At 35.3% G+C, this 26,270-nt stretch carries 16 protein-coding genes; 3 read left to right on the forward strand and 13 right to left on the reverse strand.

The window, feature by feature from the left end; genetic code table 11:
• Positions 1-40 precede the first annotated feature (40 nt).
• The 8 genes from PBV87_RS01140 to PBV87_RS01175 form a co-directional block, all read right to left on the reverse strand.
• Entirely contained in the window at positions 41-1,540 is a 1,500-nt protein-coding gene (locus PBV87_RS01140) for a sulfatase-like hydrolase/transferase (RefSeq protein ID WP_271010847.1), read from the reverse strand.
• A 46-nt stretch (positions 1,541-1,586) separates the two neighbouring features.
• Positions 1,587-3,854: a hypothetical protein gene (locus PBV87_RS01145; RefSeq protein WP_271010848.1), complete on the reverse strand. Its 2,268-nt coding sequence runs from the start codon at positions 3,852-3,854 to the stop codon at positions 1,587-1,589.
• An 82-nt stretch (positions 3,855-3,936) separates the two neighbouring features.
• Positions 3,937-6,018, reverse strand: a complete 2,082-nt coding sequence (locus tag PBV87_RS01150; protein WP_271010849.1) for an alpha-N-acetylglucosaminidase — start codon at positions 6,016-6,018, stop codon at positions 3,937-3,939.
• Positions 6,019-6,037: 19 nt separating this feature from the next.
• Positions 6,038-7,996, reverse strand: coding sequence for an alginate lyase family protein (locus tag PBV87_RS01155; protein WP_271010850.1), 1,959 nt, complete (start codon positions 7,994-7,996; stop codon positions 6,038-6,040).
• A 10-nt stretch (positions 7,997-8,006) separates the two neighbouring features.
• On the reverse strand, positions 8,007-10,184 hold the full coding sequence (locus tag PBV87_RS01160; protein WP_053985999.1) for an ABC transporter transmembrane domain-containing protein: 2,178 nt from the start codon (positions 10,182-10,184) through the stop codon (positions 8,007-8,009).
• A 27-nt stretch (positions 10,185-10,211) separates the two neighbouring features.
• Complete coding sequence (locus PBV87_RS01165) at positions 10,212-10,670, reverse strand: DUF1854 domain-containing protein (protein ID WP_271010851.1); 459 nt, start codon at positions 10,668-10,670, stop codon at positions 10,212-10,214.
• Positions 10,667-12,919, reverse strand: coding sequence for an ABC transporter ATP-binding protein (locus tag PBV87_RS01170; RefSeq protein ID WP_271010852.1), 2,253 nt, complete (start codon positions 12,917-12,919; stop codon positions 10,667-10,669). Before PBV87_RS01170 ends, PBV87_RS01165 begins: the two co-directional genes overlap by 4 nt.
• A gap of 14 nt (positions 12,920-12,933) precedes the next feature.
• Positions 12,934-14,094: a glycoside hydrolase family 88 protein gene (locus tag PBV87_RS01175; RefSeq protein ID WP_271010853.1), complete on the reverse strand. Its 1,161-nt coding sequence runs from the start codon at positions 14,092-14,094 to the stop codon at positions 12,934-12,936.
• A gap of 233 nt (positions 14,095-14,327) precedes the next feature.
• Here PBV87_RS01175 and PBV87_RS01180 point away from each other — a divergent pair, with 233 nt between their 5' ends.
• The 3 genes from PBV87_RS01180 to PBV87_RS01190 all read left to right on the forward strand — a co-directional run bounded on the left by PBV87_RS01180 (position 14,328) and on the right by PBV87_RS01190 (position 20,368).
• Positions 14,328-16,052 (forward strand): glycoside hydrolase family 35 protein, encoded by a 1,725-nt coding sequence (locus PBV87_RS01180; RefSeq protein ID WP_271010854.1) that lies wholly within the window; start codon positions 14,328-14,330, stop codon positions 16,050-16,052.
• A gap of 154 nt (positions 16,053-16,206) precedes the next feature.
• Entirely contained in the window at positions 16,207-18,555 is a 2,349-nt protein-coding gene (locus tag PBV87_RS01185; protein ID WP_271010855.1) for a glycoside hydrolase family 95 protein, read from the forward strand.
• A 25-nt stretch (positions 18,556-18,580) separates the two neighbouring features.
• Positions 18,581-20,368 (forward strand): alpha-1,3-galactosidase-related protein, encoded by a 1,788-nt coding sequence (locus PBV87_RS01190; protein WP_271010856.1) that lies wholly within the window; start codon positions 18,581-18,583, stop codon positions 20,366-20,368.
• Positions 20,369-20,486: 118 nt separating this feature from the next.
• Here the strand turns inward: PBV87_RS01190 and PBV87_RS01195 are convergent, their stop codons facing one another.
• The 5 genes from PBV87_RS01195 to licT form a co-directional block, all read right to left on the reverse strand.
• On the reverse strand, positions 20,487-20,903 hold the full coding sequence (locus PBV87_RS01195) for a DUF1284 domain-containing protein (protein WP_271010857.1): 417 nt from the start codon (positions 20,901-20,903) through the stop codon (positions 20,487-20,489).
• Positions 20,884-21,432 (reverse strand): biotin transporter BioY, encoded by a 549-nt coding sequence (locus tag PBV87_RS01200; protein WP_271010858.1) that lies wholly within the window; start codon positions 21,430-21,432, stop codon positions 20,884-20,886. Before PBV87_RS01200 ends, PBV87_RS01195 begins: the two co-directional genes overlap by 20 nt.
• Before the next feature lie 305 nt (positions 21,433-21,737).
• On the reverse strand, positions 21,738-23,159 hold the full coding sequence (locus PBV87_RS01205; RefSeq protein WP_271010859.1) for a 6-phospho-beta-glucosidase: 1,422 nt from the start codon (positions 23,157-23,159) through the stop codon (positions 21,738-21,740).
• A 67-nt stretch (positions 23,160-23,226) separates the two neighbouring features.
• Positions 23,227-25,107, reverse strand: coding sequence for a beta-glucoside-specific PTS transporter subunit IIABC (locus tag PBV87_RS01210; protein ID WP_271010860.1), 1,881 nt, complete (start codon positions 25,105-25,107; stop codon positions 23,227-23,229).
• A 141-nt stretch (positions 25,108-25,248) separates the two neighbouring features.
• Positions 25,249-26,103, reverse strand: a complete 855-nt coding sequence (gene licT, locus PBV87_RS01215) for a BglG family transcription antiterminator LicT (RefSeq protein ID WP_271010861.1) — start codon at positions 26,101-26,103, stop codon at positions 25,249-25,251.
• Positions 26,104-26,270 lie beyond the last annotated feature (167 nt).

Here is a 26,270-nt window from a genome sequence, read left to right on the forward strand (position 1 = left end):
AACAAGCTCACCTAAAGTGAGCTTGTTCTAGTTTGCCTATTTATTGCTGAATAAATACTGTCTTACCTTCTTTATAAATACCACAACGTCCAATTTGCCCTAACCCTTTGACTGGCTCTGCTTTGCCATCTACTCGTGGATCTACATATTTATAGTACCATCCCTCTAGACGTGCAAAGAGTTCTTCTTTTTTGTCTTGATAATCTGGGTGATCTACAAGATTTACTTTTTCACCTGGATCATTGACTAAATCATAAAGTTCATGTTCTCCATATGGATAACGGTGAATGTATTTCCATTCCTCAGTACGAATCATACGGGTTGGACCGTATTCATCCATAATAACAATTTCACCTTGATCTACTGGCTCTTCACTTTTTAGAATTGGTAAGAAACTTTTCCCAGGCAAAGCAGATATATCAATATTATGGTCTACTTGTAAGTAGTCTAATAGTGTTGGTACAACATCATAATGGCTTACAAGTTCTTTCTTCACTTGCCCAGCCTTAATCCCTTTTGGATATCTGATTAGCCCTGGCACCTTTACTGCACTGTCATACATATTAAGTGGGTATGTTCCATTACCCTTTCCGATAATCCCATGCTGACCTACACTCATACCATTATCCCCTGTAAAGAAAACAATGGTATCATCTGCTAAGCCTTGTGCATCAAGATAGTCAAGAATATCTCCTATCCCCTTATCCATTGCAGATATGGCAGCATAGTAACCTTTTAAGCAGAATTCTTTTACTTTCTTCATCTGCTCTTTTGTATGTCCTTTATATCCACTCCATGGATGGCCTTCTTCATCTTCTACTGATTCACATGGACAATTTTCATACATACTGTAAAATTCTTCTGGATGTTCATGTCTATCAAAAGGTGCATGAGGTGCTGTATAATGCACACTTAAATAAAATGGCTCATCTTTACCTTCTTGCATATGTAAAAAATCTAAAGCTTTATCTGTAATGTGGTCTGTTAAATATTTACCTTCTGGCAAGATATCAAACTTCCCATCTACTAGTACTGCAGAATTATAATAATGGTCTCCACCAAGTGCTATGGTTTGCCAATAGCTAAACCCTGCTTGTGCATGTCCACTATCTCCTAAATGCCATTTCCCACTTAAGCCACAAGTATAACCTTCCTTAGCTAATACTTCTGTAAAACAAGTATGCCCTTCTAAATAGTTGACCCCACGGTCACCCTTTAGCTGCTGTGTAATCCATCCAAACTTTGGTTCAACTTGTTCTTTGTACATCTCCTTTAAAAGTCCTTCACTAGCGTCTGATTCATTAGCATGGCCTTTACTAATCCAGTCATGTACACCATGTTGTGATGGAATCTTACCTGTAAAGAATGAAGCTCTTGCTGGAGAGCAAACTGGTGATGCACAAAAGAAGTTTTCAAATCTTACACCTTCATAGGCAATACGGTCCAAGTTTGGTGTTTTAAGTTCTTTGTTTCCTGCACATCCTAAAGACCAATGTCCATGGTCATCTGAAATAATAACAACGATATTAGGCTTCTTCATCTTAAATCCCTCTCTTCTCTCTTCTTTACTAGATTTTTTATTTAAACTATCTTAGAATACTATGCATACCTGCTTCTAAGTACTGTGTTTTATCCCATCCTTCAATATGTACTGTACAAGGTCCATTTATAGAGATAACGATTTCTTCTACTAGATCTTCACTCGGAGTAATAAACATCCCCTCAGCTGTTTGAGCTACTTTGCAGTTATAGTTTAAGAGTTCCTCTTGATCTTGGTGAACATAAGCTTTTGTAAGCGCTACTTCCTCTAAACATTTAAAATGCTCATGTACATCATTATCACAAGCACCACCTTTATAACGCCCCTCTTGTTCTCCACGATTTGGAAAAGCATAGCAATGGGTTACTTGTTCTTGGTCACACTTCCACCAATCTGATACCATAGAGATATACTCTTCTCCTACTACTTTAGACACCAACTTGCCTTGCCCTGGCACTTCCTCATTTGGGACAAAGATTTGTGCTTCCACATAAGGGTCCACAATGAAAGCCCATCTTAACTCTCCTGTTTCAATATCAATTACTTGCATACTTGCGCCTAATGTATCCATTGTATCTTTAAGATACGCCTTGTCTCCTGTTAGACGATATAAGTAATAGGTTGCATAAGTCTTCCATGATGTCCAGCCATGTGGACTTGTCATCATATTTTGTGGAATCATAACATCATACATGGTTTCCCAGAATCTAAGGGTTGCACCACGCATACGGCAGTCTGGTATTTGCTGTAATTCTAGGCACTTGTGTTTTTCTAACATATAACGTGCTGCTTCTTCATATCCAGCTCTAGCCTTTTGGTCTTCTTGCATTAATGCAAAAAGTCCAAGTTGTAGACTACTACAAGAAATCATACCATCTTCAAAAGTCATTTCTCCTTCTGTTTGAATATCATCTCTAGAATCTCGTAGTTCATCTATTGCACGCTTAATACTTATATAATGTTTATCTGCTAGGTCTTGCCAGTAATCTTCTTTTATTTGTCTTTCTACTTGGTAAAGTTCTATAAGGCTCTTAGCAATATAGATCACACAAGTATAATGCACCCCATACCCGCATCGGTAAGCACCATCTGCACTTTGATACTTCATAACGTGTTCTGCTAGTCTTGCTCCACGTTCTAAGTACATTATATTTTGAGTAGCCTCATAAGCATCTGTTAAAAGGCTAATCATCAGTGCCGTATTTTGAATACGTCCTGGCTCTGCTGCACCTACTGGTACCATTTGCTCCATATCATGCATTACTCTAAAGACTTCTTCAAACTTCTCTTCTAATTGCTTATCTAACGTTGTATCTGCTTGATACTTTCTTGCTAAGAAACTAGAAAAGAAGCCATACCATCCTTCTGTATGTGTTCCTGCTTTTTGTTCATACTTCAGTGTGGCTTTACGTGCTTCATAGAGATAATAAGACCATGGTTTTCTTACATAAATAAGTGCTTCACTTACTTTATCATTATAAGAAGCAACCACTTGCCATACACCGTATTCATTAAGTGCTTCCATCTGTTCTTTTGTATAGATTTTCCCTGAAGGAGATGTATAGGTTACTTCTCCCTTACAACTTATAGAAGGCTTTTCACCATATTCGTAAGTGTACTTATCCATAGTTGGTAACACTGCTTGTGTATAGGCTTCTACAACTGGTTTAATCTCTACTTCACTCTCTACCAACTTAAGGAGGACTTCAAAAACTTTTGTCTCTCCTGGTTCAAGGTGGTCTAAATCTTGTGGGTGACGTTTAGGTAGTGGGCCTTTATTCAAGAGGTCTAAGCTCATTGTATAAATACGATGTCCTGTATCTGTTGTAGAACCGCCATAATCTGCACGGCTATAACAATGATGCCATGATGCGACTGGACCTTTTGTGGCAATAGCTACTACTTTGCCTGCTGGTGTACGCATATATCCCCAAGTATGAGTCTTTTCTGTACGTAACATAGTACAGAAGAATTTATCATTCCACTCTGGGTAGCCTACCATATAAGTATCTATGCCTAGTCTCAGCTCACACTTTTTAGGTGCAAAGATTTCTTCTCCTTTATTCGTGAGAGCAACTTTTATTTCTACCCCTTCATTTTCTTCCACATAACTTAGTTCTACGTCCACCTTACCATATTTCCCTACAAACTTATAATCACTTACTTTATTTACAATAATATAGGTTGGCTCAGATTCTTTTTGATGAGGCCATATGAGAAGCGCTGGCCCTCTATACCCATCTTCTCTAAATTGAATGGTTGTATCTTTCCAAGTAATGCTTTCGAGTATCCCATTTGCTGTTAATTTAATCATTTCACTCACTATCCTCCATGTGCTTTTACGCTTCGTAGTGTTTAAAAAATTAATCTATTAATTACTCAAAATAAGTATTCACTTAAAAATAAATGTCTTGAATATATTTAATAATTTCTTTCAAATTGCCTTGTGGTTCAGTTGGATAAGTATTATGACCTACTGTCCATGTTTGTTCCAACTTATACCAGTCAATCTCTTCTAACATTGTATTTGATTCAAGTGCTTCTTCTAATGCCTTAAAATAAAGTGCCCATCTTTTTGCATAGAAATCTTTTGTGAGCCCGCCCCATTGACGATGAGAATAATCACGTAAAAGTACCGATCCTTTCTCATTAGCCCATAGAGTAATAATGGTTCTAGCATTCCATTCTAAATAATCTTTTTCTTTTTCTGTCCCACCTAATGCTCTTGCCTGTTCTAGATAAGTTCCCAGTAAAAAGTCTGGATGAGCACTTAGTAATTCATCCATCTTCACTACCATCTCTAAAAATGTTTGACTTTCTCTTTTAAAGGTTTCAAGTTCTTTATTTTGATAAGTTTGAACCCATTTTTCATATTGAAATCTTCCAATATCAGATAACGCTTGTCTTGTCACATCTACAATATCATATAAGTAACCTTCTGAATCCTTCAATATTTCATAGTCTACAAACAAGTACTTGCTTGCCTTAACCATAGCTTGTTGGTCATAGTAATAAGACTTAGGCCCCCAAGTTGAAACGTTCTCAATATCTAATCTCGGTCTGCCACAGAAGATACTTTCTACGCCACCTTCTTGCCTTCTTGTACAATTGTAGATACTTTCTCTTAAAACTTTCCAAGCTGCTTTACTAGCCTCTGATGCCTTACCATATCTTCTTAAAATATAGTTTTCTATCCACTCTTCTAGTACAACCTTCTCTTGGTTCCAGCTGGTATCTAAAAGTAAATCCCATACTACCGAATTATTATCGATGCCTTCCATGGTCATGCCTATTCCAAGCATCTTACCTGCTTCTTCATTATGATAGGCATCAATATGACCATTAGCAGTAGCTTGCAAGTTACCATAGAGACCATTTTTACCTCCAAAGTTACCAAGTACGCACCATAACCATGGTATGCCTTTATAAGCTTTTCTCTCTTTCCATGTTGGGTTTGCTTCGCACCATAGGTCTAAAATGAGAGTATGACTTGGATCTAATGCCTCTACTGTTACATCATCTGGGTTGCCACCCCAGCCCTGAATAATCCAAATTGCTTGTGGGTCATGTTGTAACATTTTATCTTGAATCATCTTGATACAATGTCCTACATCTAATCCGTCTCTATTGCCCCCTTCATGGAATGGGTCAGTACAGTAAAACGGACTCTCTACACCAAAGATTTCTTGTTGTTTAGCATAGAAAATATCTGCTACTTTATCAAACATAGGCGTACCTGGAATGAGTAAATCTGGTCTATTTAAATCACACCAAAAACCTTGTTGCAATGTATTTACATCTTCATAACGTTCTTTAAAATTTCTAGGAATCATTCCACTGTATCCTTGCATAGCAGGTATAATCCCAAGTTCTTGCATACGTATATGAATTTTCTTAGCTAATGCTACACGTCTTTCGAACCATTCATCTGTATAGTCACTTCCCCAGCCTTCAATATTTTGCATCCATTGCCATGGCAAGAAGGCTGGACCACATATAAATGCTTTAGCTTCTTCATTACTATAACCAAGTTCTATCAGTGTTTGTCTCCAAACTCCCTCATGTCCTACTAAGCTGAGCGCTAGATTGATACCATTTAGAGCCATCCAATCCAGTTCCTTTTCCCATCTATCCCAGTCCCAAAAAGCCATGGAATAGCCATATGTACAGTAATTCATATAGTACTTATAGGTATAAGGTGTTTGCTTGTAAATCGTTTCTTGTAAAGTTGGCCATTCCCCTTCAATCTTCTTTTGACACCCACACCAAGTTAAATTGATCTTTAAATAATGCTTTAAATACCAATGTACTCCCGATGCAGCTGCTAATGCTGTTGAAGCTATGACCACTATTTTATTATCCTTACTACTTAGCTCAAAGTAATCTGTTTGTGTTTTTCTATCTTCTAGTCTTATCACAAATTGCTCTGCTGCACTTTCTCCTAGAACACGACTTACCAAGCCATCAATAACTTGCATGTATTTGCCTCCTCTAGCTTTATCCAACAATGGTATGTACTTTAGTTTGATCTTCTGTTTGCTTAATGAGTGTCACTCTACCATAAACATCTTGCCCTTCTACAACAAAAAGACGTCTATAAGTCTCGTCATGTTTAATAACAAGGGTATATTTTTCATTTTCATAAGTAATTCTAATTGCCTCTAGATGCTGCCCATTTGGTACTTTTTTACCCTCTGTATAAACAGGAACATATTCTACTTGCTCTCTACTTTCCTTATGAACATCTCCTAAAATCATAACGGTTATAATACTTCCACTTCCCTTATGCTTTAATGTGGTCTGAAGGACTTGTTGAGCTTGAAGTTGATTATACGTCTTGGAGGTTATCCCCTTTATTACTTTTTTATCTATTGGCTGTAAATGATATAAGTTTGCCTTTACATTATTTCCTTTGAAGGTAACTGCTTCCCCAACTTCTAAATGACCCTCTCCAAAATGAAAATACTGTTCATAAGTATGCTCTTCTTTTGCAGTAAACTCATCGACTAATACAACAATATTGGGCTTAATCACAATTACTTTACGATTGATAAATACAGGATCATCTAGATCCATATATCCTAGATGTGCTCCTTCTACATAATCATAAAGTTCATGATTCACAAACTCTCTTTGTACATGAGGTGCTACTTTACCATAGCCCCATGTATCAATAATTTTAGTAAATGGGACGCCATCTACCACAACTGTATTGTGTGCTGTCGCACTTTTTAAGCTATAGCGTTCTTTAGAGTCTGTATAAGTATAACGTCCTTGATCCTTTAAGACATCTTCTCCTAAATAAGCCACATCTACATGAAGTAAATCTACATGCCCATGTCCTCCACCTAGATTGCCACACTTAAAATGAACATAAATACTGTCCTCATCCCAAGTATGACGCATACAATAGTTGCCACTTTCTCTTAAAGCTTTTGAACAAATTTCTGGATAATAGCTTTCTAGGTTGTCATATACCTTTACACCTTGCATACCTATATCCCAAATACTTTCAAAATCTACCTTTTCATAGCCTAATGCTTTATAAATAGGATTTTCATATAAGTAAGCACCTCTTACCAATATATCCCTTAAATCCATAGCATCACTATCTCCATTTGCTAATTGGATATGATTAGGCTTAGTCATATAGATATGTGCTTCTAGCATTTTATTAACTACTTGATGATAATGAGGGGCTAATGTAATCCCATTGTTTTTTGCACATATCCCTACATCTACAAGTGCTCTTAAAACTTCGTTGTGATAAAGCTGTGATTGCTCCCAATGTAATCCATCATCTAGAACTTGGAGCTGTACCGCTTTATAAAGACGTTCTTTGGCTACTTGAACATAATGGTCATTCCCCAGAAATACACCAGCTACAAATAGTCCATGATTTTCTATAACGCCCCAGTTACTCAATCTTCTAAAGTCATCATTGTGAGCTAAAATATGCTCACAATGATGTTTTAAACTTTCTTTTAAAGCAATAGTAACTTCCTCATTCCACTGTGGACTTGTGCTAAAAATCTCATAAGCTTTTATCCAATTTTCACAGCGTAATCCTGTCTCTATTGTACGCCAAGTAGTATATTGACTTTGATCTGTCAAAGGTTGATGTTCTATCCAATGCATCAAAAGTCTAATACCTTCACTGACGTACTCTTCTTTTTCTGTTAGAGCATAAGCTTGTGCTAGTGAAACAAAGTAACGATGGCGATTCATAGCATACATCCACTCTGGATCTCCAAAAGGTACTAAATCCCATCCTATATTATCTCCTTCAAAGGTTACAGCGTCATAAGTTCTCTCCATTTCCCACTTGCTTTCAAACAAGAATCTATGACCAAGTACATCTTTTGCAACTTTCAAAGCTAAGATACTTTCCTCTTCACAGTACATCTTACAATAACTTACAATTTCATCTAAACCTTCTCCAATATATGTTTGCATACCCCACCTCTTATTGCTTCATATGTGTAGTTTGTTTTTGAGCCATAACTAAGTTGTAGTAAATACCTTTTTTCTCTAATAATTCTTCATGTGTTCCCATTTCAGCAAATGTTCCTTTATCAATAACAAGAAGTCTATTGGCCTTTTGCAAAGTAGAAAGCCTATGAGCTATAGCAAAGGTTGTTTTACCTTGTTTAAGTCTTTCTAATGCTTCTTGAATTTTCTTTTCTGTCTCTGTATCTAGTGCTGAAGTTGCCTCATCTAAAATTAAAATCTTTGGATTATGAAGTACAGCTCTAGCAATAGCAACGCGTTGCCTTTCTCCACCTGATAGAGTATGGCCTTTTTCACCAATTACTGTATGGTAAGCATCTGGTAGCTTAACAATGAACTCATGTGCATTGGCAACTTTAGCTGCTTCTATAATTTCATCAAGTGTTGCATCTGGTTTAGCATAACGGAGATTATCTATAATCGTTCCTTCAAAGAGGAATGTCTCTTGAAGTACAACACCGATCTGACTTCTTAGAGCCTGTGTCGAGTAACTTCTAATATCTATACCATCAATTGTAATCTTGCCATCTGCTACATCATACAAGCGCATTAATAAGTTAATAAGCGTTGACTTACCGGCTCCTGAATGCCCTACAATCCCTATCATTTCTCCTGCCTTAACTTCAAAGGATACATCTTTGAGTACTGGTTCATAAACTTTATAACCAAAACTTACATCTTGGAAAACTACATCTCCTATGATTTCCTTTTTAATAGGTTCATCAATCTCTTCCATCTCACATTCTTCATCTAGAAGTTCAAAGACTTTCCCTGCACTTACAAATACATCTGCAAATACCCTTGGAAGTTGAATCGCCCATCTTAGAGGTACATAAATCATAGTAATATAAGTTGTATACTGAATCAGTTGCCCCAGTTGCATTTTTCCACCTAATACTAAGTAACCACCCATCCATAGAACTAAAAACTCTCCAAGTCCCATTAAGTATCCTATGTAAGGATAAAACTTAGACCAAAGTGTTTCTGCATTAATCATGGCATCTTTAACTTGGTCTACATTTTCCGTATATTTCTTAATTTCAATTTCTTCATTTCCGTAGGCTTTTACAACACGAATACCACTTAAAATATCATGGAGTGCACTACTTGCCTTTTCATGTTTACGCCATTGTTTCCAATATCTAAGTCCCATCTTATCCTGCATTTTTGTAACTGCATATAAAACAGGTGGAAGGGGTACTAATACCATAAGTGCTAAACGATAATCCATCACAAAGAGTAGAATACTTAATACAATCAAGGAAAAGATACGATTAATGGCATCTCGCCCATAGTTTGAAATAAACTCTTGTATTTTCTCTGTATCACTATTAATACGATTCATTAACTCCCCTGGTGTACGGTTAGATACTGTACTTAATGAAAGCTCTTGAATCTTTACAAATACTTGATTACGTAAATCTCTTGAAATACTATTTGAAAGAAGATTGGTCCACTTCATAACAAAGCGTTCAAACCAAGTAATGGTTGCAAATACAGTTAAATAAACAGCTAATAGTATCAAAAGATGTGGCACATTTTGATTCTTTGGTACAATATAATCATCAATGATGACACGTAATATGTACGGATTAACAATCCAAAGCACTTCCATTACAAGTGTTCCAAGTAAGGTATATAAAAAGACCTTCTTATAATCTTTACCAATTGCAAAAATCTTTCTCAGTACTTTTGTTTTACTTTGACATTTAAAACATGTCTTACTCCCATTTAAAAGTGGGAAACCACATTTCGGACAGATATATTCTTCTTGCTCTTCTTCATAAGTGCTGTGCTCACCTGTCTTGTGGTAATAATTGATAAGCTTCGCAAGTTCAACATAGCGCTTAAACCATTTCGGTTTAAAACCACAAATCATCTGTTCTTCTTCATCTATTTTTGCACTAAACAATCCACTTCCTACAAGTTGCTTTGCTTCACAATCTTGTAGTTTTTCTAATGGATAACTTGCCTCTAACACTTTATTTTTAAAAATATAAAATAGACTTTTAGTTATAACAACATTACCTTCCTCACTTTTGCCATCAAAACTCAGGTCAAAAGGAAGGGCATAGAGAATGTCCCCTTCTACTTCACGGCTTACCTCTATGGGAAGTTCAAATTTCAGTCTCATAGATTTTCTCCCTCTAAACTTATTAGATTATAAAAATACGTCTAACTTCTGTTTACTCAATTGGTCTAATGTATTGAAATCACTAATGCGATATTTATTTCCTTCTACATCTGTAATACTTAAAATCTTATTTTTAATTAAACGGATATTACTTACAAAGTCTGCAATACATACTTCTTTTTTTCCTGCTGTTGTATCAAGGTCTACATATAAGAAGCCCATCTTTTCTTTTACTTGATTTACTTTTGTGATTTCTGGCATGTAGTATTTGTAGCTTAAGTAGTCTAAAAGCAAAGTACGTTCTTCTTCTTTTAAGTCATTGAGATCCTTTAAAATTGTAATTTCTTTATTCTCTTGGTCTAACAATGCAATATATTTTTTCTCATATTGATAAGGAAACAGTCTTACAACATTGACTTTTTCATAAGTTTCCCCATCTTTTATAACCTTCAAAAATCCACTTGGCATCTTTTCTATTTGAATCATACGCTTATCTGTCCTTCTTCCATAAATTTGATTGCTTCTGCTTGAAGCTGGTATAAGTCATAATATTTATCCTTTTGTTCAATGAGTTCCTCATGTGTACCTTGTTCTAGAAGCTTCCCATCTTCTATAACTGCCAGTTGGTCTGCATCTCTTAAGGTTGAAAGTCTATGTGCAATGGCAATAATTGTACAGCCTTCTTTTAATTCATCAATTGCTTCTTGAATCTTTCTCTCTGTTTGCGTATCCATAGCTGAAGTCGCTTCATCTAAAATAAGCAGTGAAGGCTTCTGCAAGATTGCCCGAGCAATGGATAAACGTTGTCTTTCTCCACCAGATAACCCAACACCTCCTGCCCCAATAATGGTGTCATAGGCATCTGGAAGCTTAATAATAAATTCATGAGCATAAGCTGCCTTAGCCGCTTCAATAACTTGATCCATAGTTGAATCTGGATTTGCATAACGGATATTATCTGCTATAGTTCCTACAAATAAATAGGTTTCTTGAGAAACAATACCTACATGTTTTCTTAAATCATGATTTTTAATCTCTTTAACATTTACACCATCTATTAAGATTTCACCGTTTGTTGGATCGTAAAGACGTGAAATGAGATGGATAATAGTTGATTTACCAGCACCGGTCTTTCCTACAATCCCAAACATTTGACCTGCTTTTACACGAAGTGAAATATCTTTAATAATAGGGCGACCTACTTCATACTCAAAACTTACTTCTTTAAGCTCTACGGATTCACGAATTTCTTCTAAAGGTACAGGATGTTCACTCTCTGTCACAGTTGGCACTGTATCAATGATCTCAAACATTCTAGATGCTGCATCCATACAGTTAGACCATCTATTCCCAATATTTGCAAAGAACATGACTGAGCTTTCAATCATCCCTGTATAGGAAAAGAGTATGTATAAGCTACCTAATGTTAAACTTCCAAAAATAATTGAAAATGCACCAATAGCTAATACTGCTACGTTTGAAAATCTATAAATCAAACGTACCTTAGGCATCATATAAGCTGTGCGATCCCCTATTTGATAGCTTACATGATAAAACTCTTTATTCTTTTCATCATATCTTCTTACTTCTTCATGTTCCTTAGCAAAGGCTTTGACTACACGTTGCCCATTTAAGGATTCACTTACAACGGCTTGTGTTCCCTTAACAGCACGGTGTCTTCTGCGCCATAATTTTCTTTGTTTTTTTCTAAAGTTCTTTAGAATCATTGTAATCAAAATAACTGATCCAAACATAACAAGGGTAATCTCTACACTAATCCATAGCATAATACCAAGTAGCCCTACTATGGTTACAAAGCTTACAATCCCATAAGGCAATACATCTACGAAAAACCAATAAATGTTCATGGCATCATTTTCAACTCTTGTCATAAGAGAACCTGTTTGTTTACTAGAAAAGAATGCTACAGGTAATGTTTGCAACTTAGAAAAAATCTCTACTTTAATATCTCTTGTAATCTTTGGTGTAATGTGTGCTAAAATGAGTCCATATACCATGGATAAAATAACACCGATCAATTTAACTAGTGCAATTAAGATAACAATCAATGTTACCTTTCCATACCAGCCTCCACCTTCTGTAAGTACCTCATCATATAAAAGGCGTGTACTAAAGTATGGTGCAATTAAGTTAAAGATAGTACTCAATGTAATCATAACCATAACAGTTATAAATTCTTTTTTGTAGTTAAGGTACTTTTTAAGTAACCTTTTAAAAGTTGTTTGCTTATCCATACAATTCGGACATACTTTACGCTCTTGATTTGGGTATCTTGTATGGCATAATGGACAGTGCGTTTGTATCTCTTCAAGTAACGTATCATCAATTGTTTCTTTATTTTTTGTTTTTAATAAGCGTTCTTTAAACTTGTCAAAGACGTCACTCATCCCTAATGAGAATCTTACAAGAGGTCTTTCCCCCTCTTTTGTAGTCATAAGCAAAATAGCTGTTGTACTATAGCGATAAATACTTAAATCTTCTATTTTGTCTAATGGTATTTCTTCATAAGATTCTACTTCAAATTGTTCTACATCTATCTTTTCATAACCCTTTAAGATATACAGCTGATCTTTGTCAAAAGTAAGATGTACATCTATATAACAACCTTCTTCATCTAAGTCTGCCTTAGCACAGTAAAGCAAGCCTTCTTCCTTAACCCCTCTTTTTACAAAGGCTTCTTCTACATACCATGGCATGTCATAAAAATATTTCAAAGTCTTGCCCCCTTCTACCAATACGACTTCCAGTCTTTTAATAGTCTTACTATAGCTTCTACATAATAATAATCTCCCCATACATTACACTCATCTACACCATTATCTTGTACCGTATTATAAGGAGATTGTTTTGCATAAGTTCCATGCAAAAGTTGCCCGTTAGAAATCTTAGTATCCTTTACTGAATAATTATCGATTAAAGATTTTAAGATTTTCTTTGCAGTGGATTGATAATAAAGCGCTGCTTCTGGTTCTAGATACTTGCTCATTTCTAGCATACCGCATACAGCAATTGCTGCTGAAGATGAGTCTCTTGGCTCATTACTGCCATCTGTAAAGTCAAAATCCCAGTAAGGCACTAAATCTTCTGGTAAGTGTTGAATAAAGAAATCTGTTACCTTTCTAAAAAGTTCAATATAACTTTCATCTTTTATGTATTTGTAGCTTAGAGCTAGGCCATAAACGCCCCATGCTTGCCCTCTTGCCCAAGCTGATCCATTTCTATAGCCTTGCGCTGTAACCCCTCTTACTCCATCCCCTGTTTCAGGATCAAAGTAGTAGGTATGATAAGTTGAATGATCTTCTCTTACAATATGTTTAAGACAAGTTTGAATATGTTTTCTGGCAATCTCTTCATACTTTTTGTCTTCTGTTACTTCTGTTGCCCAATATAACAATGGCAAGTTAAGTAGACAATCAATAATGAGCCTGTAGTTATCTGGTGCACCAAGTGTTCCCCAAGCCTGAATGAATTCCCCTTTTTCATGGAATCTACTTATCAAATTATCTGCTGCAAGAAGGGCTGCCTGCTTTCCCGCTTCTGATCCCACTAACTTATAAGCTGCTACACAAGATAAAGAATATAAAAATCCCATATCGTGGTGATCTACACCTATACGCTTTTCTATTCTTTCAAGAAAACTGTCTACATGATCAAGTGCTAAAACCTTAAATTTCTCTTCACCTGTCATTTCATAAGCTAACCAAAGTTCCCCGGTATAAAAACCTTCAGTCCAATCATAATTTCCTCCTCCTTCATAAAATCCATTATGGCTTACACATTTTTTGAATTGTTTCCCTAGGCTACTCATAGCATTTTCCGTCTGTTTAATGCAGTGTGTAAGTGCTACTTGTAGTTCCATTTGTGAAACTTCCAAACTGTTTACTCCCATCTTTACTTTCTCCTATCTGTATTTTTAGTATTTTTTTACTGTCATCATCTATGTAGGTCTACCATGTTGTTATAAAAATTTCACAAAAATAATTGTAAAATAAAATTTACAATATACTTTTGTTTATATTATACTATAATTAACTAAAAAACATCTAGTTAAAGTTATTTTTTATGCAGTAAAAATCACTTAACTTTTTACTAATTTAACTTGACACACAGAAAGGATTACTTATGCTATCATTAACAAACCAAGAACAACCTATTATCAGTGGTGCCATACACTACTTTAGATTACTCAAATCTGATTACAAAGACCGTTTACTCAAACTCAAAGCTTGCGGTTTTAACGCTGTGGAAACTTATATTCCTTGGAATCTTCATGAACCTAATAAAGGGGAATTTGTATTTGATGGTCACTTTGATCTTGAATACTTTTTAGAACTTGCAAATGAACTTGAAATTGCTGTTATTTTACGTCCAGGTCCATATATTTGTTCTGAATGGGACTTTGGTGGGCTTCCTGCTTGGTTACTCCAAGACCGTAATATGGTACTTCGCTGCTATGATGAAATGTATTTAAAACATGTAGACGATTGGTTTGATGAACTTATCCCTCGTATTGCACGCTTCCAATCTACAAGAGGTGGCTCAGTAATCGCTGTTCAAGTTGAAAATGAATATGGTAGTTATGGAGACGACAAAAAGTATCTGAACCATATTAAAGAAGGACTTATCAATCGTGGTATTGATGTACTTCTTTTCACATCTGATGGTGGCCCTGACCATATGCTTACAGGTGGTACACTCCCTGATGTATTCAAAACAGTAAACTTTGGTTCTGGAGCTGACTGGAACTTCTCTCAACTTAAAAATCGTCAACCTGACCTTCCTGTAACTTGTATGGAATTCTGGGATGGTTGGTTTGACCACTGGGGCAAGGAACACCATACTCGTCCAAGCCACGAGGTTGTAGAAGTCTTAGAAGATATGATTAAACACCAAGCGCATATTAACTTCTATATGTTCCATGGTGGTACTAACTTTGGCTTCTATAATGGGGCAAACTACTATGACAACGATGGCGGTTACTTACCTACAGCAACAAGCTATGATTACTCTGCACTTCTTACAGAAGCTGGTGATATTACAGAAACTTATCTTAAAGTACGTGAATGCCTTGAAAAACACTTCGGCGAAATCCCATATGAAGTGCCTGCTAATACAACTAAGAAAGCTTATGGTAAAGTTCAATTTGAAAAACAAGCGCTACTTTTCGATAACTTAGATCATTTAGCTACAAAACATGAATCTGCCAATGCACGCAACATGGAACACTGGGGACAAGACTATGGTTATATCCTTTACCGCAAACATGTAGAAGGTCCTCGTCAAGAATTACATATTGGATTATTAGAAGTAAGAGACCGTGCTCAAATCTTTGTAGACAATAAGGAACTTGGTATTTATATGAGAGGAGAAGAACAAAACTTATCCTTCCCTATTCCTAAAGATGGTGTACAACTTGATGTACTTGTAGAAAACTTAGGACGTGTTAACTATGGTCCTAGACTTAAAGATTATAAAGGGGTTTCTGAAGGAATTACTCTAGGCGGCTGCTTTACTTTTGGATACGACGTTTACAACTTAGATATGAAAGACTTATCAAATGTAGCATTTAAAGAAGGTATTTCTGAAACTGATAAACCATGTTTCTACCAAGCTACACTTATGGTAGATGAAGTGGCTGATACTTTCCTTAAATTTGAAAACTTAACAAAAGGTTTTGTAGTTATTAATGGATTCAATATTGGTCGTTACTGGAATATAGGACCACAAGAAACATTATTTGTACCAAGTGGCTTACTTAAAGAAGGTGCAAATGAAATTGTTATCTTTGAACAACATGGTACTAAAGAACCAAGTATCGAATTTATCGATCATGCTATCCTTGGATAATATTTAAATAGCTATTCTTCACTCCTTAAATTATTTTGAAACCTCTATAGTTAAAAATAATTTGAGGAGTATAAGATGCTCTATCTTTATCTTATAAATTTATGAACAACTATATTTTTATATTTTATTATACTTCTTAAAGGGGTCATAACAGATGAACACACTTAAACTTTGGTACAAACAACCTTCTCCTATATGGACTCATTCACTTCCTCTCGGGAATGGCCATTTAGGTGCTATGGTAGACGGTGGTATTTATAAAACATGTTTTCAGCTTAATGACGATACACTTTGGTCAGGCTACCCTCGTGATCTTCATCTTGTCAATGATGCAACTGCTTATGAACAAGCTAAAGAAGCAACTTTAAACCAAGACTATCAAGAAGCCGAAAAAATCTTAGAAGACAAGTTACTTGGAGGTTGGACAGAGGCCTATCTACCTCTTGGTGAACTTAGCTTATCTTTTCCTTTTGATCCAGCTCTTGAGATAACAAACTATACGCGTACGTTAGATTTAGAAACAGCTTGTCACACGACCCAGTACACTATTGGTAATACTACAATCTACCAAGAATCTTTTATTAGTGCACCTCACGATGCACTCTATATCCATTTAACAAGTAGTACTAAAGGTTTTTTATCTACAACAATCAACCTTACTAGTCCCTTAAATGCTAAAGTTCAAGTCCAAAACGATGGCATTGAATTAGATGGCATTGCTCCATCTCACGTAGAACCAAACTATGTACATTGCCTACCTGAAGAAGGCGTTCTCTACTTTGATGAACCTGAAAGAAAAGGTATGCGTTTTGGTACTACCCTAAAAGTGCTTACTGAAGATGGTGTGTGTTCTTACAACAATGATGGGATAGTGGTTGAAAATGCTACAACCATTACTATTGTACTCAGTGCTAAAACAAGCTTTAATGGCGCATTTAAACACCCTTATCTAGAAGGCATCGACTACAAAGCTTATCTTGACAATACATTAGCACAAGCTACTGCTATTGATTTTGCTACTGCAAAAGCTTTACACCTTGCTGATTATACAAATTACTTTAACCGTGTAACACTAGAACTTCCTACAAGTGAGCAAGAGGCTCTTCCTACAGATGAGCGTCTTAAAGCTTTCACCCAGGATCAATCTGACACCGGTCTGGCTTCTCTACTCTTCCACTATGGACGTTATTTACTTATTTCTAGTTCCAGACCTGGTACTCAAGCAGCTAACCTTCAAGGCATATGGAATGAGGAGCTTCGTGCACCATGGAGTTCTAACTATACAGTCAATATAAATACTGAAATGAATTACTGGCCAAGTGAAGTATGTAACCTCTCAGAACTTCATACACCTCTCTTTGACTTAATTCATGACATTAGTATCAAGGGACAAGAAACAGCTAAAAAATATTACAATGCTTCTGGTTTTGTAGCCCATCACAATATTGACCTTTGGCGACAAACAACACCTGTAGGCAATCATGGTGCTGGTAGTGCTGTTTATGGCTATTGGAACTTAGGAAGTGGTTGGTTGAGTACACATCTTTACCAACACTATCTCTATACATTAGATCAAGATTTCTTAAAAGAAATTTATCCAATTTTAAAAGGTGCAGCTTGGTTCTATAGTGATTTACTCGTTCAAGATTCAGATGGTCACTACTTCTTGCCAATGTCTACGTCACCAGAAAACTGCTTTAACCATAACGGTCAGTCTTTAAGTGTATGTGAAACAACAACTATGACTACTGCCATCGTTAAAGAAACCTTCAAAAACTGCTTAGAGGCTATAGCTATCCTTGGTCTTGATGATGACATTCAAGCTACATTAAGCACTCAACTTGCTCATTTTCTTCCTTACCAAATAAGCGAACGCGGTACACTTATCGAATGGTCAAATGACTTTGCTGAGACAGACCAAACACATCGTCATGTATCACACCTTTATCCATTATTCCCTGGTGAGGAATTTAGCTTTAAAGCAACACCTGAACTTGTAGAAGCAAGTAAACAAAGCCTTCTTGTTCGTGGTGATGATGGTACGGGGTGGAGCTTAGGTTGGAAAATTAACCTTTGGGCCAAACTACGTGATGGTAATCATGCACTCAAACTTGTAGAACGTCAACTTCGCTTAGTAGATAATACTTCAACCGAAATGCATCACGGTGGTGGTACTTATACCAATCTCTTCGATGCCCATCCACCATTCCAGATAGATGGTAACTTTGGTGTAACCTCTGGTATTTGTCATATGTTGGCTGAGAGCCATATAGGAGAAGTTTATCTTCTACCTGCTCTACCAGACAAATGGCATACAGGCAAAGTAACAGGCCTTAAAATTAAAGGTAATATTACATTAAATATGAATTGGAAAGATGGACAACTTTTAGATACTACTTTTGTATCTCCTATTTCACAAACACTAACTGTACATTATAACCATCGTACAACTTCCATTCATCTATTAAAAAATCAGCCTTACTCTTTTATAAAGTTAAGATAATTCAACAATCCTTAAGGAGATTACTATGACAACACTTAACAAGATTTATGCTAAAGATTTTGGTATCTTACCAAATACAAGCCAGGACATGACCAATCTTTTTGCCAAAATGTTTGCAGTTTATCCAAGCCACGCCCACTTCGTATTAGAAAAAGGTACTTATCATTTTTCTTCTGACCAGGCTATACAAGCTGACTACTATTTTTCTAATACAGATCAAGAAAATCCACGTCATCTTTCCATTCTAATTAAAGATATGGATAATATCATTTTAGATGGTGCTGGTAGTACTTTTATCTATGCTGGCCAAACTACACCTATTGCTATTGACCATTCAAGTAACGTTACGGTGAAAGATATTACTATTGACTGGGATATTCCTCTTTCTGCTGAAGGTGAAGTTGTTGCTTCTTGCAAAGAATATGTAGATATGTATATTGATCCCAAGATGTATCCACATAGCATCAAAGATAACCTTTTATGCTTCCAAGGAGAAAACTGGGAGTCTTCTAACACTACACTCTATAACCCATTTGTAGAATTTGACCATGTTACAAAAAAATTAGCTTATCGTACTGGGGACTTCTTCAATAGCTCTAAACATGAACAATTAGAAAACGGTACTATTCGTTTCCATGGTAATTTTAATCCTATTCCTACAGTAGGAAACTTCGGTGTTCTTAGACATAACAAACGTCTTCATCCAGGACTCTTCCTAAATCAAAGTGATCATCTCTCACTCCATAACATTATCATTCACAATACAGGTGGTTTAGGAATCTTAACACAATTTTGTGATACTATCCATTATAAAGGGATACGTTTTGAGCCAAACCATTCTAAAGGTCGCCGTGTAATAAGCGGACATGATGATGGGCTTCATTGCTCTAATAATAGAGGTTCTATTACAGTAGAAAATTGTTGGTTCTATGGACTTATGGATGATCCTATTAATGTTCATGGTACTTCTGTACGTATTACAAAAGTGGTAGATAGCCATACCTTAAAAGGAATTTTTGTTCACCACCAAGCTTATGGGTTTGACTGCTGGTCTGAAGTAGGACATGAAATCTCCTTTATCGAAAATTTATCTATGGCTTCTTATGGAACAAATAAAACTAAAGACTTTAAATTACTTTCTCCAACAGAGTTTGAGATTACTTTTGAAGACGTTATTCCTGAAGGGATTAAGTCAGGAGATGCATTAGAAAATCTCACAAACTCTCCAAGTTTACTTTGTAGAAATAACTACTTTGGTAGCTGTAGAGCACGTGGCGTACTGGTTTCTACACCACGCCACGTAATCATTGAAAATAATGTTTTCGATTCAGCAGGTTCAGGTATTTTAATTGCTGGGGATGCCAATGAATGGTATGAATCAGGTGCTTGTACAGACGTTATTATTCGTAATAACCACTTCAATGAATGTGTAAGTTCTATGTATCAATTCTGTGAAGGTATTATTAGTATTTGTCCAGAAATCCCACAACCAGTACTTGATAAACCATTCCATAGAAATATCCGCATTACAAATAATACCTTTACAGCTTTTGACTATTCTGTACTCTATGCTCTCAGTGTAGATAGTTTAGAATTTAGTAATAATAAAATTATTAGAAGTTATATGTATGAACCATATGGTAATCGTCATCATATGATCAATCTAGATTATTGTCAGAATGTTCGCATTGAAAATAATGCACTGCTCGGTGATGTTCTTGGTCAAGATATCCACACAAAAGGTATGAACTCTGGTGATAACCAAGAGAATGTAATGCCTATTTCTTCTACAGGAGCACTACAAACATTATAGAAGTCGTTAACTTCTTTATATTATTAACCATATTGCAATAAGATTCTCTTACTAATCTCCTTGATCATTAAGGTGTATGTAATAAAAAAGGTATCGTCTTCAGGCGATACCTTTTTTATTACTCTATCCAACTACGTTGTTGTTTTTCTATTTTATCTTTACTACATACACCTTTTTTATACCATTCACAGCTACTACAAATGGAACTAAAAAGTTCATAAGAATAGCCACTATAAATCTCATCTATAATCTGCTTAAAAGGATAAACCTTATATTCCTCTAATTTATATTTATCTAGTGTTCCTTGGTCTAGTAATTCTACCTTTTGAGAACTTCTACATATAGAATCTTCTAGATAAGGACAGGCCTTACATAAGCTATCACTTCTTTTTTCTAGCAGTACCAACTGCTCCTTATCCTTTCTTAGCTGCTCTACAATCTGAGTCATATTGCTAACAAAATCTTCACTATATCCTTTTCCCTCATAAAAAAATATACAGTTTATATGATGGGGCCTAAGCTTTAATACTTTCATTTAATATCCCTCTAAGTTGCTTTTTCATTTGAAGCCCTACCCCAACAGCTACCCCTGTTAAAATAAGGTCTTTTATAATATAAGGGTATACCCCTACAACCATTGCCTCCTGGAATGATAGATTAAGTACCCCTTTTAGTTGTAATGTGCCTATAAAATAATTCATTATAAGTCCTATGTAAGCACCTAATATAAGTATTTTTTTATTCTTTTGCTCTGCTGCTTTTCCAATAATAAATGCAAGCACAATAAATCCTGTTATATATCCACCAGTAGGGCCTACTATCACGCTAAATCCTCTACTAAAATTAGCAAATACAGGAATACCTATAGCTCCTATTAACGTATAGACAATCATGGCTAATGTAGATATCTTTGCTTCTAATATAACTGCTAATAAGACAGCCCCAAAAACTTGTAATGTAAGTGGAACGGTTGGAAATGGAATAGCTAACTGTGAAAATACACCCATCAATGCAGCGCTTAGACCTACAAGTGTCATCTCTTTTGTCGTAATCTTTCCCTTCATCTTAATCCCTCCATTAATTTCTTGATAGTTATATCATAACCTATCCCCTCTTTTTAGTAAACCTTTTTACTTTTACTAAGTTTACTTTTAAATCTTATCTTTTATTTAATTACATTTTATATATCTTCTATTTATAATAATATAATCTATCCTTTATTTAATCTTATTACCCTATATTAATCTCCTTATATTTCTATAATCATTTAGTTACTAGAGATAATCTATAGTATCTGTTTCCTCCTATGGAACAATAATTCCTTATACAAAAAATAGAGTGTCTGAATAGACACCCTATTTTCTATTTATTATAACCCGTTATTAGCAATAACGTTTTTGTACCAATCAAATGATTTTTTCTTGTAACGTTTTAAGTTTCCATTACCTGCATTATCTTTATCTACATAAATAAAGCCATAACGTTTTTTCATTTCTCCTGTTGATGCACTAACTAAATCGATGCATCCCCAAGTCGTATAACCTAATAAATCAACGCCATCTAATTCAACAGCTTTAATCATTTCTTTAATATGTGCCTCTAAATAAGCAATACGATAATCATCTTCTACTGTCTCATTTTCACCCAGTACATCTACTGCACCTAATCCATTTTCTACGATGAAAAGTGGTTTTTGATAACGATCATATAAGGCATTCATTGTTACTCTAAGCCCTAATGGGTCAATTTGCCATCCCCATTCACTCGCTTGTAAGTGTGGGTTTTTAAGTGTCGCAATAACATTTCCTGCGGTTCTTTCTCCCACATTTGGATCTTTACTTGCAAGTCTTGATGTATAGTAGCTAAAGGCAATATAGTCTACAGTATTTTCTCTTAAAATACGTTCATCATCTGCACCAACTTCTAATTGGATATTATTTCTTTCTAAGAATTTTTTAGCATAAGCTGGATAAGCTCCTCTTGATTGAACATCTATAAAGAAATAGTTATTTCTATCTTTCTCCATAGCTTCTAATACATCCTCTGGCTTACAGCTATATGGATAGAATTGACCTGCTGCTAGCATACAACCCACTTTATTTTCTGGATTAATCTCATGAGCTAACTTCGTTGCAAGCGCAGAAGCCACAAGTTCATTATGAGCTGCTTGATATTTAACTTGTAGCTCATTTTCTCCTTCTTTAAACATAATACCTGCACCCATAAATGGTAAATGCATAAGCATATTAATCTCATTAAATGTCATCCAGTACTTAACTTTCCCATTAAAACGTTTAAAGATGACTTCACAATATTTTACGTAAGCATCAATCAGTTTACGACTTCTCCATGAACCATATTCTTGTTCTAGAGTTAAAGGTACATCAAAGTGACAGATGGTTACAACAGGTTCAATGTTGTATTTAAGAAGCTCATCAATAAACGCTTCGTAGAATGCTAAACCTTCTTCATTTGGTTCATTTTCTAGTCCTGTTGGGAATATTCTAGACCAAGCAAATGAAAAGCGATAGCATTTAAAGCCCATTTCTGCAAATAATGCAATGTCTTCTTTATAATTATGGTACATATCAATAGCTTCATGAGAAGGGAAATATGCATCTTCTGGTAATGCATTATAATGTAACTTTCCTTGCATCACTGCTCTACGATGTTCTCCCCAAGGAATCACATCTACTGTGCCAAGACCTTTACCTCCATCTAAATATCCACCTTCACATTGGTTGGCAGCTGTTGCACCACCCCATAAAAAATCTTTTCTTAATCCGCTCATTCTCGTTCCTCTTTTCTCAAAAGGGGGACATAGCTATGTCCCCTCTTAGTTTTATTCTATTGTCCTATTATTTAAGCACCTTGATGATTTCATCCCCTAATTTTACTAAGCGGTCATCAATGGCAAAGATATTTGTAAAATCGTCTGTATTAGTAATGATTACTGGTGTAATAACATCGTATCCTTCTGATTTAATGCCTTCAATATCAAAATCTACAATAGGTGTTCCAACTTCTACTTTATCTCCTGCTGATACATGTGTTCTAAAGTATTTTCCACCTAATTTTACTGTATCTAAACCAATGTGCATAAGAAGCTCTACACCATTTTCATCTGTCACTGCAATAGCATGTTTTGTATCAAATATCATTGTTACTGTTCCTTTTACTGGTGATACAAGTTGTCCTACAGTTGGAATAATAGCCATTCCTTTACCCATGATTTCTTCTGCAAAAGTTGGGTCATTTACTGCTTTTAATGGTACTGCTTCACCCATAAGTGGTGCACAAATTGTTGACATTTCACTTGTATGAGCTGCTACTACTTCTTTTTTATCTGTTGCCTTTTCTTTTGTATTTGTTTCTTCTTGCTTTGGATCTTTGTAAAGAATTAAACATGCTACGAATGCTACAACAATACTGATTGCTGCGCCGATACATGCATAAACGAAGTTAGACATCCCGTCTCCACCAATATAACTTGGTAAAGTTAAAACCCCTGGAGAACCACCTGCAAAGTTTGCTACACGGAAGATCCCTAAGAACAAGCCACCTACAGCTCCACCAATCATTGATGCGTAAAGAGGTGTTTTAAATCTTAAGTTAACACCGTATAATGCCGGCTCTGTAATACCACATACACCTGTAATACCTGCTGAAGAAGCAAGTTGTTTGATTTCTTCATCTTTTGTTTTAAATGCTACTGCTAAACTTGCTGCACCTTGTGCTACGTTTGATGCTAACATACCTGGATAAATAATTGTGTCATAGCCCATTGTCATACGATTGTTGATGCCGATTGGAATAAGACCATAGTGTGTCCCTGTCATAACAAGTAATGGTGTTAATCCACCAAGAATTGTAGGTACTAACCAGCTACAGTAAGATTCAAGTGTTTTAATACCCATACCAATTTTATCACTTACAATATATCCAATTGGTCCAATAACAACTAATGTGATAATCCCTGTTACTAATGCTGTAATAAGTGGTTTTGAGAAGAATTTAATTGCTTTTGGAGAAATTCTATCTGCGATAGGTTCTACATAAGACATGAACCATACACCTAAAATAATAGGTAATACGCTAGAAGCATAACTTGCTGTTGCAATTGGTAAACCAAAGACTCTAATCGCTTCACCTGATTCTTTAGCTACATTTACCATACTTACAAAGTTTGGATGTAAAAGCATACCACCAAGCATCATTGCAAGATATGGATTACATTTAAATTTCTTAGCTGCTGAGCTTGCAAGTAAAATTGGTAAGAAGTAAAAGGCTGCATCTGCCATAAAGTTAATGACTTGATAACTTTGAGCATCTGGTGTTATAACTTTACATGCTACTAAAATTGCAAGTACAGCTTTCATCATACCCGCTGCTGTAATAGCTGGTAAGATTGGTGTAAAGATACCTGAAACTGTATCAATGACTTTTGCTAATGGTTTCTTATTATCTTTTTCATCAGAACTGATTGTACCATCTAAGTCAACTAATTCCATGATTTCTTTATATACGCTACCAACATCACTTCCGATAATGATTTGGTATTGTCCACCATTACTTACTACTCCCATAATACCTTTTGTATTTTTGAGTTGTGCTGTATTTGCTTTCTTTTCATCTTTTAAGTTAAATCTTAATCTTGTCGCACAATGTGTAAGGCCTGAAATATTACTTTCGCCTCCTACAAGTTCCAATATGGTTTTTGCTAATTGTTTGTAATCCATAGTACTTACCTCCTGTTATGTATAATGTGAACGGTTTTCGACTAAAAAAGGGTATAAAAAAATACCTAAATAAAAATCAATTAGTGACTTACTAATCCATTTCTATTTAGGTATAGCCTACTTAAAGTAACAATCCTAATATTACTGCATAGTAATACGCTTAATATGAATGGTTAAGTAAATCATCTCATCTTCTGATAACTCCCACCCATACTCTTGCTTAATATAATCCTGTATCTTCTTGGTACATTCATATTCTTTTTTATATTGATTCTTTAATGCTTGAATAAACTGTTCATCTTGGTCTTCCATCGCACTTCCTGTAAATAATCTTTGAGCAAAGAACTTAAGGTGTGTGATAAATCGCTCATAATGAATTGAATACTCATCTAGTTCCAACTTAAAATGATACTTAATAATTTTCAAAATTTGTTGAATCATCTTAGTCATATCTGTTGTCTTTTCCATAGACAAGTCATCCATTAATGCATTTACTAAATGTAAGGCTATAAATCCTGCTTCATCCTCTGGTAACTCAATGCCTAATCGCTGTCTAATAATACTGAGTGCTTCTTTCCCTACTAAGTATTCATGATTATATAGCTTTTTAATTTCCCATAATAAAGCATTTTTAATATTAATACCTTTTTCATATCTTTCTAATGCAAAGTGAATATGATCTGCCAATGTGATATAAATATTTTGATTCAACTTCTTACCTAAAGAAGATTTTGCGAAATTAATAATTTCATTAGTAACTTGTATATGTTCAATAGGAATATTCTCAAGTAATTTAATCAATTGATTAGAACTACCTTGTTCCTTACAAGTGTAGACCTTCTCTATCAGTGATTCATCAATTTCATCACCAGGTACTTTTTTAAATCCTAATCCACATCCCATTACTAATATTTCATTATTATGTTCATCAAAGGACTTAATTAAGTTATTATTAATGACTTTAACAACTTTCATAGGTTTTGCCCTTTCTTTCATTTAATCAAAAAAGGCTATACCGCCCCCTGTGAACATAATCATAAAGATAATTATTTTTTCACAAAAGTGGTATAGCCTGCATTACCAGTAACAATCCCTTTATTTATACATATATCATACTACTTCCACATAATCATGTCAATACACCTTATAGTTTTTATCTTAAA

Source organism: Holtiella tumoricola (genome assembly GCF_027857615.1).
Lineage (GTDB): Bacteria > Bacillota > Clostridia > Lachnospirales > Cellulosilyticaceae > Holtiella > Holtiella tumoricola.

Bases quoted from the DNA above. Each gene is read 5' to 3' on its own strand.
- PBV87_RS01145 (WP_271010848.1), bottom strand. From the start codon at position 3,854: ATGATTAAATTAACAGCAAATGGGATACTCGAAAGCATTACTTGGAAA.
- PBV87_RS01160 (WP_053985999.1), bottom strand. From the start codon at position 10,184: ATGAGACTGAAATTTGAACTTCCCATAGAGGTAAGCCGTGAAGTAGAA.
- PBV87_RS01180 (WP_271010854.1), top strand. From the start codon at position 14,328: ATGCTATCATTAACAAACCAAGAACAACCTATTATCAGTGGTGCCATA.
- PBV87_RS01175 (WP_271010853.1), bottom strand. From the start codon at position 14,094: ATGGGAGTAAACAGTTTGGAAGTTTCACAAATGGAACTACAAGTAGCA.
- PBV87_RS01205 (WP_271010859.1), bottom strand. From the start codon at position 23,159: ATGAGCGGATTAAGAAAAGATTTTTTATGGGGTGGTGCAACAGCTGCC.
- PBV87_RS01140 (WP_271010847.1), bottom strand. From the start codon at position 1,540: ATGAAGAAGCCTAATATCGTTGTTATTATTTCAGATGACCATGGACAT.
- PBV87_RS01190 (WP_271010856.1), top strand. From the start codon at position 18,581: ATGACAACACTTAACAAGATTTATGCTAAAGATTTTGGTATCTTACCA.
- PBV87_RS01165 (WP_271010851.1), bottom strand. From the start codon at position 10,670: ATGATTCAAATAGAAAAGATGCCAAGTGGATTTTTGAAGGTTATAAAA.
- PBV87_RS01210 (WP_271010860.1), bottom strand. From the start codon at position 25,107: ATGGATTACAAACAATTAGCAAAAACCATATTGGAACTTGTAGGAGGC.
- PBV87_RS01185 (WP_271010855.1), top strand. From the start codon at position 16,207: ATGAACACACTTAAACTTTGGTACAAACAACCTTCTCCTATATGGACT.
- licT (WP_271010861.1), bottom strand. From the start codon at position 26,103: ATGAAAGAAAGGGCAAAACCTATGAAAGTTGTTAAAGTCATTAATAAT.
- PBV87_RS01155 (WP_271010850.1), bottom strand. From the start codon at position 7,996: ATGCAAACATATATTGGAGAAGGTTTAGATGAAATTGTAAGTTATTGT.
- PBV87_RS01195 (WP_271010857.1), bottom strand. From the start codon at position 20,903: ATGAAAGTATTAAAGCTTAGGCCCCATCATATAAACTGTATATTTTTT.
- PBV87_RS01150 (WP_271010849.1), bottom strand. From the start codon at position 6,018: ATGCAAGTTATTGATGGCTTGGTAAGTCGTGTTCTAGGAGAAAGTGCA.
- PBV87_RS01200 (WP_271010858.1), bottom strand. From the start codon at position 21,432: ATGAAGGGAAAGATTACGACAAAAGAGATGACACTTGTAGGTCTAAGC.